Below are 10,424 nucleotides of genomic sequence, written 5' to 3' on the forward strand. Positions count from 1 at the left end.
GCGGCGACCTCTCCGACGCGGCGCGGATCGTGCGGGGCGCGGACGCGATCGTCCACCTGGCCGGCGTCCCGGACGAGGCGCCGTTCGCCGACCTGAAGGGGTACTGCGCGCTGTCCGCCGCGCCGGTGGGACGGATCGTCCTGCATCTGTTCCGCGCGCACACCCCGCGCCTCGCGGCCGCGTCCGACGACGTCTGCACGGCGCTGCAGATCGTCGAGCACTGCCAGGACGCCGGGCAGGACTACCGGGCCGGCCGGATCTACCTGCCCGGCGAGGACCTGCGCCGGTTCGGCTGCGCCGAGGAGGACCTCGCGCGGCCGGTGACGCCGACCCGGCTGCGCGGCGTCCTGGCGCTGCAGGCCGGCCGCGCCCGCGAGCTGCTGGACGGGGGCGCCGCGCCGCTGCTGGCGGACCTGACGGGATGGGCGCGCATCGCCGTGGCGGGCTACGCGGCCGGCGGGCGCGCCGCGCTGTCGGCTCTGGAGCGCGGGCGGTACGACGTGCTCGCTCATGCGCTGCGTCCACGGCGGGCCGCACTGCCGGCCGGGTGGGCGCGCGCCCTTGGAAGGAGGGGGCGATGACGGTTTCGGAGACGTGCGAGAGTTCCGAGCGGGTGGTCGGGGCGTACCGGCACTGCGAACGGGTGGTGCGCGAGGAGGCCCGCAACTTCTCCTACGGGATCCGGCTGATGCCGGCCCCGAAGCGCCGGGCGATGAGCGCGGTGTACGCGTTCGCGCGCGGCATCGACGACATCGGCGACGGCCCGGAGCCGGCGTGCGTCCGGCTCGACCTGCTGGACCGGACGCGGCAGCGGCTGACGACCGTGCAGGAGGTGCTGCGGCGGCGGGTGGACGTCCGGGCGCTGGAGGGGCATCCGGTGCTGACCGCGCTGGCGGACGCGGCGGGCCGGTTCCCGATCCCCCTGGAGGCGTTCGAGGAGCTCATCGACGGCTGCGAGGACGACGTGCGCGGCGCCGACTACGAGACCTTCGACGACCTGCTGCGCTACTGCCAGCGGGTCGCGGGCTCGGTCGGGCGGCTGTCGCTCGGGGTGTTCGGGTCCGACGGCCGGCAGCGCGCCGAGGGCCTCGCCGACTCGCTCGGCGTCGCGCTCCAGCTCACCAACATCCTGCGCGACCTGCGCGAGGACCGGCTGGCCGGGCGGACCTACATCCCGGCCGAGGACCTCGCGCGGTTCGGCTGCACGCTGAAGCTGGACGAGTCGGGCGCGTTCATCGACCCGCCGTGGCGGCTGAACGAGCTGATCGGCTTCCAGGCGGAGCGGGCGCGGGCCTGGTACGCCGAGGGGCTGCGGCTGCTGCCGCTGCTGGACCGGCGCAGCGCGGCGTGCACGGCGGCGATGGCCGGGATCTACCGGCGGCTGCTGGAGAACATCGCCGCGCGCCCGCAGATCGCGCTGGACGCGCGGATGTCGCTGCCGACCTGGCAGAAGGCCGTGGTGGCGGCGCGCGCGCTGTCGGGGGTGGAGCGGTGAGCGTCGTCATCGTGGGCGGGGGCCTCGCGGGCATCAGCGCGGCGATCGCGCTGCAGGAGTCGGGCGTCGCGGTCACGCTGCTGGAGTCCCGGCCGTGGCTCGGCGGCGCCACCCACTCGTTCGGGCGGGGCGAGCTGAGCGTCGACAACGGCCAGCACGTCTTCCTGCGGTGCTGCACGGCGTACCAGGGGCTGCTGCACCGGTTGCGCGCCGACCACCTCGTCGAGGTGCAGGACCGGTTCGACGTGCCCGTCCTGCGGGCGGGCACGCCGCCGGCGCGGCTGCGCCGTTCGGGCCTGCCGAGCCCGCTGCACCTGCTGCCCTCGCTGGTCCGGTACGCGCCGCTGTCGGCCGCCGACCGGCTGAGGGCCGTGCGCGCCGCGCTGGGGCTGGCGCGACTGGACCCCTCCGACCCCGTCCTCGACCAGGTCTCCGCCGGGGCGTGGCTGGCTCAGCGCGGGCAGCGGCCGTGGGCGCGGGAGGCCCTGTGGGGCCTGTTCCTCACGTCCGCGCTGAACGCCGAGGTGGACGACGCGGCGCTCGGCCTGTCGGCGATGGTGTGCCGGCGGGCCCTGTTCGGACGCCCCGACGCGGCCGACATCGGGGTGCCGCTCGTCCCGCTGGAGGAGCTGCACGGCGGCCCGGCGCTGAGGCGCATCGCGGAGATGGGCGGGACCGTCCGGCTGAAGGCCCGGGTGGAGTCCGTCACCGCCGACCCGAAGGTGGTCGTGGACGGGACGCCGATCGCCGCCGACGCGGTGGTCATCGCGGTGCCGCACGAGGCGGCGGCGCGGCTGCTGCCCGCCGAGGCGCTGCCGGACCCGCTGCGCTGGCCCGAGCTGGACGCCAGCCCGATCGTGAACGTGCACGTGGTCTACGACCGCAGGGTCATGGACGCGCCGTTCGCCGCCGCGGTCGGCTCGCCCGTCCAGTGGGTCTTCGACCGGACGGCGGTCAGCGGGCTGCGCCGCGGCCAGTACCTCGCGGTGTCGCTGTCGGCCGCCGACCCGTGGATCGACATGCCGACCGCCGAGCTGCGCTCGCGGTTCGTGCCCGAGCTGCGGCGGCTGCTGCCCGCCGCGTGGGGCGCGCAGGTCCGGGAGGTGTTCGTGACGCGGGAGCGGCGCGCGACGTTCCGGCAGCGCCCCGGCAGCGCGGCCGCCCGCCCCGGCGCGGCGACGCGCGCGCCGGGCCTGTACCTGGCCGGCGCGTGGACCGACACGGGCTGGCCCGACACCATGGAGGGAGCAGTGCGCAGTGGTCTCACCGCCGCCCGCCTGGTCCGCCGCCACCTGGAGAAGGTGAAGGACCGATGACGGCCGTGCCCGTTTCGCTGACCGATGTCCGTGAGCTGGTCGACGGGGCGCTGCGCGCCGCGGTCGGGCGGCTCGATCCGCGCACCTACCGGGTCGCGGCCTACCATCTCGGCTGGACCGACGAGGAGGGCCACCCGCGCAGGGCCCCGGCGGGCAAGGCGCTGCGCCCGGCGCTGGCCCTGCTGTCCGCGCGGGCCGCGCTGGCTCCCCCGGAGAGCGGGCTGCCGGGCGCCGTCGCCGTCGAGCTGGCCCACGCGTTCTCCCTCCTGCACGACGACATCATGGACCGCGACCGGACGCGCAGGCACCGCCCGGCGGCGTGGACCGTGTTCGGCGACGCGTCCGCGATCCTGGCGGGCGACGCGCTGCTGGCCCTCGCCGGCGAGGTCCTGCTGGAGGCGCCCGGCCAGGGCTCGGCGCGGGCGGCCCGCGCGCTGGCGGCCGCCGTCCGCCGCCTCGTCGCCGGGCAGTCCCTCGACATGGACTTCGAGACGCGCAGGCAGATCGGCGTGGACGAGTGCCTCACGATGGCGTCCGGCAAGACCGCCGCGCTGCTCGCGTGCTCGTGCGCGATCGGGGCCGTCCTGGACGGCGCGCCGGACCGGCTGTGCGCCGCGCTGGAGGCGTTCGGCGAGGACCTCGGCATCGCCTTCCAGCTGGTGGACGACCTGCTCGGCATCTGGGGCGACCCGGAGTCCACCGGCAAGCCCGCGCTGTCGGACCTGCGGTCCCGCAAGATGTCGCTGCCGGTCGTCGCCGCGCTGAACTCCGGGTCGCCGGAGGCCGCGCGGCTGGCCGAGCTGTACGCGCGGCCCCTGCCCGCCGAGGAGGAGGCGGCCGCGGAGGAACTGGCCGAGGCCGCCGGGCTGGTGGACGCGGCGGGCGGGCGCGCCTGGGCCGAGATGGAGGCGGAGAGCCGCATCCAGCGCGCCGCCGAGCACCTGCTCAACGCGCGGCTGCCGGACGCCGTCCGCGCCGAGTTCCTGCACATCGCCGACTTCGTCACCTGCCGGGACCACTGATGACGACGACAGAGCCCACCACAGAACCCGCTCCAGAGCCGGCCCCCGGGACGGCGCCCGCCGCGGGAGCGCCCGTCACCGCGGAGCCGCCGGCCGGCGGCGGGGCGGCCCGGACCAGGTCGGCCGCCGAGGCGCTGGAGGCCGCCCGCGACCACCTGCTCATGCTCCAGTCGCCGGAGGGCTGGTGGAAGGGCGAGCTGCAGACCAACGTGACGATGGACGCCGAGGACCTCCTGCTGCGCGAGTTCCTCGGCATCCGCGACGAGGCGGACACCCGCGAGACAGCGCGCTGGATCAGGTCCCAGCAGGCCGCGGACGGCACCTGGGCGAACTTCCACGACGGCCCGCCGGACCTGTCCACGACCGTCGAGGCGTACGTCGCGCTGCGGCTCGCGGGCGACCCGCCCGACGCGGGCCACATGGTCCGCGCCGCCGCCTTCGTCCGCGGCGGCGGCGGCATCCCCGCGACCCGCGTCTTCACGCGGTTCTGGCTGGCGATGTTCGGCCGCTGGCCGTGGGAGAGGCTGCCGGTGCTGCCGCCGGAGATGATGTTCCTGCCGCGCTGGTTCCCGCTGAACGTCTACGACTGGGCGTGCTGGGCGCGGCAGACGATCGTCCCGCTGACGGTGGTGGCCGCGCTGCGCCCCGTCCGGCCGCTGCCGTTCTCGCTCGACGAGCTGTATCCCGGCTACGACGTCCCCCCGGCGCGCCGCCGGGGCCTGTCGGGGTGGGACGCGGCGTTCGGGGCGCTCGACCTGGCCCTGCACGCGTACGAGCGGCGCCCGGCGAAGGGGGTGCGCAGGGCCGCACTGCGCCGCGCCGCCGACTGGATCATCGCGCGGCAGGAGCGCGACGGGTCCTGGGGCGGGATCCAGCCGCCCTGGGTGTACTCGCTGCTCGCGCTGCACCTGCTCGGCTACGGCCTCGACCACCCGATCGTCCGGCGGGGCCTGGACGGGCTGGAGCGGTTCACGATCCGCGACGACCGGGGGCGGCGCCTGGAGGCGTGCCAGTCCCCCGTCTGGGACACGGCGCTCGCGATGAACGCCCTGGCCGACGCGGGCCTGCCCGCCCGGCACCCCGCCCTGGACCGGGCCGCCGAATGGCTGATCGGCGAGGAGGTGAGGGGCCCCGGCGACTGGTCGGTGCGGCGCCCCGACCTCCCCCCGGGCGGCTGGGCGTTCGAGTTCGACAACGACTGCTACCCCGACACCGACGACACCGCCGAGGTCGTCCTCGCGCTCGGCCGCGCCGGGCATCCGATGGCCGAGCCGGCGATCGAGCGGGGCGTGCGCTGGATGGCGGGGATGGCCTCCCGGGACGGCGGGTTCGGCGCGTTCGACGCCGACAACACCCGCGCCCTGTGCCGCAGGCTGCCGTTCTGCGACTTCGGCGAGGTGATCGACCCGCCGTCCGCCGACGTCACCGCGCACGTGGTGGAGGCGATGTCCCACCGCGGCATGGCCGACTCGCAGGTGGTCAAGCGGGCCGTCGTGTGGCTGCTGAAGGCGCAGGAGCCGGACGGGTCCTGGTTCGGCCGCTGGGGCGCCAACCACGTGTACGGGACCGGCAGCGTCGTGCCCGCCCTCATCGCGGCGGGCGTGCGGCCGGGCAAGCCGGCGATCCGCGACGCGGTCGCCTGGCTCGAGCGCCACCAGCGCGACGACGGCGGGTGGGGCGAGGACCTGCGCTCCTACCGGGACCGGACGTGGATCGGGCACGGCGCCTCCACGCCCTCGCAGACCGCGTGGGCGCTGCTCGCCCTGCTGGCCGCCGGCGAGCACGGACCGGCCGTCGAGCGCGGGGTCCGCTGGCTCGTCGAGCACCAGCGGCCGGACGGCACGTGGGACGAGGACCACTTCACCGGCACCGGCTTCCCGGGCGACTTCTACATCAACTACCACCTGTACCGGCTCGTGTTCCCGCTTTCGGCGCTCGGCCGGTACCTGAAGGAGATCTCCTAAATGGCGATGCCACTGCGCCAGAGCCTGCGCGTCGGCGGGTACGTCCTGCGCAACAAGCTGGCGGGGCGGAAAAGGTACCCCCTGATCATGGAGCTGGAGCCGCTGTTCGCGTGCAACCTGGCGTGCGCGGGCTGCGGGAAGATCCAGCATCCGGCGGACGTGCTCAAGCAGCGGATGCCGGTCGAGCAGGCGGTCGCGGCGGTCCGCGAGTGCGGTGCGCCGATGGTGTCGATCGCGGGCGGCGAGCCGCTGATGCACCCGCGGATCGGCGAGCTGGTCGCCGAGCTGGTGCGGATGAAGCGGTACGTGTTCCTGTGCACGAACGCCGCGCTGATCCCGAAGAAGATCGATCTGTTCCGGCCGTCCCGCTACTTCGCGTGGGCGGTGCACGTCGACGGGCTGCGCGAGCGGCACGACGCGTCCGTCTGCAAGGAGGGCGTGTTCGACCAGGCGGTGGACGCGATCCGGATGTGCCGGGAGCGGGGGTTCCGGGTCACGACGAACACGACCGTGTTCAACACCGACACCCCGCAGACCGTCATCGAGGTGCTCGACTACCTCAACGACGAGCTCCGCGTCGACCAGATGATGATCTCGCCCGCGTACGCCTACGAGAAGGCGCCCGACCAGGACCACTTCCTCGGCGTGCAGGAGACCCGCGCCCTGTTCCGCAAGACGTTCGCCGACGGGCGCCGCGAGCGGTGGCGGTTCAACCACTCGCCGCTGTTCCTGGACTTCCTGGAGGGGAAGGTCGACTTCCCGTGCACGGCGTGGGCCATCCCGTCGTACTCGCTGAAGGGCTGGCAGCGGCCCTGCTACCTGATGGACGACGGCTACACCGCGACCTACCAGGAGCTCCTCGACACCACCGACTGGGACGCCTACGGGCGGGGACGCGACGAGCGGTGCGCGAACTGCATGGCGCACTGCGGCTACGAGCCCACCGCCGTGTTCGCGACCATGGGCTCGCTCAAGGAGTCGCTGCGCGCCATGCGGAGCATCTGAGCCCGCGGCGTCCGATCACTCCGGCCCTTTGCGCAGTTCCTCGAAGACGTCGCGGACGGCGTCCATCAGCGCGTCGGCGTCGTCCGTCAGACCGGGGTCGACGGAGAGGCCGAAGCACAGGTCGCGGTGGACGCCGAGCCCGGCGATCGCCAGGGGCGTGCCGGGGGCGAGCGGGACGATCGGGTAGACGGCGGTGAGCGGGGCGCCGCACAGGCGCAGAAGCCGGTCGGGCCCCGGAAGGCTCGACACGGTGCCCTGCAGGAACCGGCCGCTGTAGGACATGCGCGCGAAGCGGGCGTGCAGCGGGGGCGGCATCAGCCGCCCGGCCTGCCACATGACGAACCACGCCGCCTGCGCCCGCGTCCCGGACCGCAGCACCCGGCTGCGCCTGGCGATCAGGGTGAGCCGGTCGACCTCGGCCATCTTCCCGATCGGCAGGTCCACCATCACCGCGGTGGTGTGGTTGCCCACCATCGCGCTGCCCGGCGGCCGCATCATCAGCGGGACCGCGACGCGGCACGTGCCGGGCCGGCCGTCCTCCTCGCTGACGCTCCGGTTCAGGGCGCCCGCGACCGCGCACAGCACGACGTCGGTGACGCGGGCGCCGTGGCGGCGGGCGACGTCGCGCACCGTGCCGAGCGGGAGGACCATGGTGCCGAACCGGCGCTCGCTCGTCCCGGCGGCGGGCAGCGGCTCCGGCCTGCCGACGGCGGTGGCGAGCTGGCCGAGGCCGACCACGGTGGCCAGCGCCTTGCGCAGCGGCGCCCGGGGAGGCGCGGCGACCGGCTCGGGCGGCGGCTCCATCAGGTACACGGCCTGCGCCACGATGCCGACGCCGTCGGCGACCACGTGGTGCATCATGTAGACGACCGCCGTACGGCCCGGCTCGGCGCCCTTCAGCACGACCATCCGCCAGGGCGGCCGGTCCAGCGGCAGGGCCTCGGACTGGAGCCCGGCCACCTCGGCGCGCAGCCCGGCCATCCCGTCGACCCGCTTCTCGACGACGTGCCACTCCCAGTCGATCCGGTCGAGGTCGCGCCAGACGGGGCGGCGCCAGCGGCCCCGGTGGACGAGCCGCTGCCGGAAGCGGGGCAGCCCGTCGAGGCGCTCCCCGATCACCCGGACGAGGTCGGCGCGGCCGACGTCCTCCCGCGAGGTGTCGAGCATGATGACGCCGCCGGGATGCTGCGGGGCCTCGGGCGTTTCCACCGCGAGGAAGAACGCGTCCGGCCCCTGGACGCGCGACGCCTTCGGCCGCGCGAAGCTTTCGGCCAGGTACACCGGCACGACGACGAACGGCACGGCCGCCAGGGCGTCGAGCAGGTAGTGGTTCGCGGTCGCCAGGATGACGTAGAGGGTGACCAGGATGTGCACGGTGTTCAGCCCCTGCACCCAGCGCTTGGCCTTCACGCGCGCGAGCTCGACGCCGACCCACAGCGTCCAGGCCATGTGCAGGGACGGGACGGCGGCGAACTCGTCGGCGTGCTTCACCAGCGGGGACCCCCACGACCCCCAGGTGCGGCCGTTGGTGACGGTGTCGACGAAGCCGAGGCCGGCGGGCATGAGCCTGGGCGGCATGACGGGATACAGCGCGAAGCACGTGAGGCCGGCGAGGTTGAGCATGACGAAGGCGTTGCGGGCCGTGCGGTAGCGCTCGGGGTGGCGCAGGAACAGCCAGACCAGCAGGGCGAGCGCGCTGGCGACGTAGGTGATGGCGTACTCGTAGTTGGCGAGGACCCGCAGGACGGGCTGGCCGGAAAGCCAGCCGTTGAGGGCGGGCTCCACGTCGATGTGCAGGGCCCGTTCCAGCGCGTACAGCGACTCCCCGTGCTCGCGGGCCGCCGCCTTCCTCGCCTGCTCGGGCAGCATCGTCACCACCGAGTAGAGCGCGAAGACCGCCAGGCCGAGCGCGAGCTCGTTCCTGGCGCGGAGCCTCCTGGCGCCCGTGGCGCCCGGGGTGAAGACCGCGTCCTGCGCGGCGACCGCTTCCTGTGTGCCCATCGTCCCCCTCGCCCACGGTGGTACCCACGGACGCGCGCGATCAGACGGCCTTGGCCGCATTCGGAGGCTTTGGCCGGTTTGTCCTGCGACCGCGGTCGCGCATCGATCCGGATCCGGGAACCATCTGGCCGATCCGTACGTCTTCGATATATCGTTGTCGTATCGCGAGAGGTCATAGAGAGCTCTCAGAAGGTGGTGCAGAACATGGGGCACATGCACGGCCGCGGGCCCTGGGGCCGCGGCGACTTCCCGAACTTCGGCGCCCTGTTCGGCGGCGGGCCGGGCCCCTGGGGCCCGCCCGGCGGATTCGGCCACGGGCCCGGTCCGCGCCCGCCGTGGGCGCGGGGGCGCGGCGGCCCGTGGGGCCGGGGCGCCAAGGCCCGCAAGGGCAACGTCCGGGCGGCGATCCTCGTCCTGCTGGCCGAGGAGCCGCGCAACGGCTACCAGATCATCCAGGAGATCAACGAGCGCAGCGACGGGGCCTGGAAGCCGAGCCCCGGCGCGGTCTACCCGGCGCTGCAGCAGCTCGCGGACGAGGGGCTGATCGCGGGCCACGAGTCCGGCGGCCGCCGCACCTTCCGTCTCACCGACGAGGGCCGCGCCTACACGGAGGAGAACGCCGAGCGGCTGGCCGAGCCGTGGGCGGAGATGACGCCCGAGTTCGGCGAGGGCGTCCCGGAGCTGTTCAAGCAGGCCGCGCAGACCGGGGCCGCGGTGATGCAGATCGTCCACTCCGGCTCGCCCGAGCAGGTCGCGCAGGCGCGCGACGTCCTGTCGGAGACCCGCCGCAGCCTGTACCGCATCCTGGCCGACGACCTGGACGGCCCCGGGCCGACGGCCGACGACACCGAGGAGTGATCATGGTCCGGCACGACGAGATCCGCGTCGGCGACGCCGAGCGCGACGCCGTCATGGTCGCCCTGCACGACCACTTCGCCGAGGGCAGGCTCGACCGGCCCGAGCTCGACGAGCGGCTGGAGTCCGTGCTGGCCGCCAAGACGCGCGGCGACCTGCGCGCCCTCGTCCGGGACCTGCCGTCCCCGACCGGGCTGCCCGAACCCGCGAAGGAGGCCCCGTGGGGGTCCCCGCTCGGGCACGCGTGGGGGCCGGGCACCGCGGTCGGGTTCGGCGGCCCGGGGCACCCTGCCTGGCACAGCCGTCAGCGGCACATGGCCCACCGCCGCCGGCCCGGGCCACTCTTCCCGGCGTTCCCGCTCCTGTTCGCGGCGTTCATGGTGCTCGCCTTCACGGCCGGGCCCGGCACGGGGTTCCTGGTCGTCCTGCAGATCGCGCTGGCCGTCTGGGTCGTGCGCGCGGTCCTGCTGGCGTTCGGCGTCCGCCGGGCCCGCCGCCACGTCCCCGGCTCCTGACGCGGGGGCGGTTCAGGCGGCCGCCGGGACGCAGCGGTCGGGGACGGCGTCGCGGAGGGCCCGCAGGCCGCGCGCGACCAGCGGGTGGCCGCGGCCGCCGCGCCGCACGCAGGTCAGCACGCGCCGCTTCGGGACGCCGTCCCCGACGAGCAGCCCCTCACCCGCCTCTGCAAGATCTCGATGACCGCCCACCAGTCCACCCACTCGCGGGGGGCGCGCTCGGTCCACATGAGGGGCTCGTCCTTGACGTC

Annotated in this window: 10 protein-coding genes; 8 read left to right on the forward strand and 2 right to left on the reverse strand. The window is 75.0% G+C overall.

Annotated elements, in window-relative coordinates:
* From AB0C69_RS29435 to hpnH, 6 genes are all read left to right on the forward strand, one after another.
* The coding region (locus tag AB0C69_RS29435) for a squalene/phytoene synthase family protein (protein WP_360358386.1) at positions 1-581 on the forward strand (581 nt) is incomplete at its 5' end.
* The gene (locus AB0C69_RS29440; protein ID WP_345177451.1) at positions 578-1,495 is read left to right on the forward strand and encodes a squalene/phytoene synthase family protein; all 918 of its coding nucleotides are present in this window, start codon (positions 578-580) and stop codon (positions 1,493-1,495) included. The genes AB0C69_RS29435 and AB0C69_RS29440, both read left to right, overlap by 4 nt.
* Positions 1,492-2,811, forward strand: coding sequence for a hydroxysqualene dehydroxylase HpnE (gene hpnE, locus AB0C69_RS29445; protein WP_360358387.1), 1,320 nt, complete (start codon positions 1,492-1,494; stop codon positions 2,809-2,811). Before AB0C69_RS29440 ends, hpnE begins: the two co-directional genes overlap by 4 nt.
* Positions 2,808-3,833 carry a polyprenyl synthetase family protein gene (locus AB0C69_RS29450; protein WP_345177457.1) on the forward strand — a complete coding sequence of 342 codons (1,026 nt, stop codon included), beginning with the start codon at positions 2,808-2,810 and terminating at the stop codon, positions 3,831-3,833. The genes hpnE and AB0C69_RS29450 overlap by 4 nt, the downstream gene beginning before the upstream one ends.
* Positions 3,833-5,797, forward strand: coding sequence for a squalene--hopene cyclase (gene shc / locus AB0C69_RS29455; protein ID WP_360358388.1), 1,965 nt, complete (start codon positions 3,833-3,835; stop codon positions 5,795-5,797). Before AB0C69_RS29450 ends, shc begins: the two co-directional genes overlap by 1 nt.
* A complete protein-coding gene (gene hpnH / locus AB0C69_RS29460; RefSeq protein ID WP_353832624.1) occupies positions 5,798-6,802 on the forward strand; it encodes an adenosyl-hopene transferase HpnH in 1,005 nt (334 codons plus the stop codon).
* 15 nt (positions 6,803-6,817) lie between these two features.
* On the opposite strand, the gene AB0C69_RS29465 is transcribed toward hpnH, so the two are convergent.
* Complete coding sequence (locus AB0C69_RS29465) at positions 6,818-8,803, reverse strand: phosphatase PAP2 family protein (protein WP_360358389.1); 1,986 nt, start codon at positions 8,801-8,803, stop codon at positions 6,818-6,820.
* Positions 8,804-9,007: 204 nt separating this feature from the next.
* Here AB0C69_RS29465 and AB0C69_RS29470 point away from each other — a divergent pair, with 204 nt between their 5' ends.
* Together AB0C69_RS29470 and AB0C69_RS29475 are read left to right on the forward strand one after the other, a co-directional pair.
* Positions 9,008-9,661: a PadR family transcriptional regulator gene (locus AB0C69_RS29470; protein WP_360358390.1), complete on the forward strand. Its 654-nt coding sequence runs from the start codon at positions 9,008-9,010 to the stop codon at positions 9,659-9,661.
* A gap of 2 nt (positions 9,662-9,663) precedes the next feature.
* A complete protein-coding gene (locus AB0C69_RS29475; RefSeq protein ID WP_360358391.1) occupies positions 9,664-10,173 on the forward strand; it encodes a DUF1707 domain-containing protein in 510 nt (169 codons plus the stop codon).
* 12 nt (positions 10,174-10,185) lie between these two features.
* On the opposite strand, the gene AB0C69_RS29480 is transcribed toward AB0C69_RS29475, so the two are convergent.
* Positions 10,186-10,365: a hypothetical protein gene (locus AB0C69_RS29480; RefSeq protein WP_360358392.1), complete on the reverse strand. Its 180-nt coding sequence runs from the start codon at positions 10,363-10,365 to the stop codon at positions 10,186-10,188.
* Positions 10,366-10,424: the final 59 nt, after the last annotated feature.

Source organism: Actinomadura sp. NPDC048032, from assembly GCF_040653175.1.
Classification (GTDB): domain Bacteria; phylum Actinomycetota; class Actinomycetes; order Streptosporangiales; family Streptosporangiaceae; genus Spirillospora; species Spirillospora verrucosospora.

Bases quoted from the DNA above. Each gene is read 5' to 3' on its own strand.
- AB0C69_RS29465 (WP_360358389.1), bottom strand. From the start codon at position 8,803: ATGGGCACACAGGAAGCGGTCGCCGCGCAGGACGCGGTCTTCACCCCG.
- AB0C69_RS29475 (WP_360358391.1), top strand. From the start codon at position 9,664: ATGGTCCGGCACGACGAGATCCGCGTCGGCGACGCCGAGCGCGACGCC.
- AB0C69_RS29440 (WP_345177451.1), top strand. From the start codon at position 578: ATGACGGTTTCGGAGACGTGCGAGAGTTCCGAGCGGGTGGTCGGGGCG.
- hpnH (WP_353832624.1), top strand. From the start codon at position 5,798: ATGGCGATGCCACTGCGCCAGAGCCTGCGCGTCGGCGGGTACGTCCTG.
- AB0C69_RS29470 (WP_360358390.1), top strand. From the start codon at position 9,008: ATGGGGCACATGCACGGCCGCGGGCCCTGGGGCCGCGGCGACTTCCCG.
- shc (WP_360358388.1), top strand. From the start codon at position 3,833: ATGACGACGACAGAGCCCACCACAGAACCCGCTCCAGAGCCGGCCCCC.
- AB0C69_RS29450 (WP_345177457.1), top strand. From the start codon at position 2,808: ATGACGGCCGTGCCCGTTTCGCTGACCGATGTCCGTGAGCTGGTCGAC.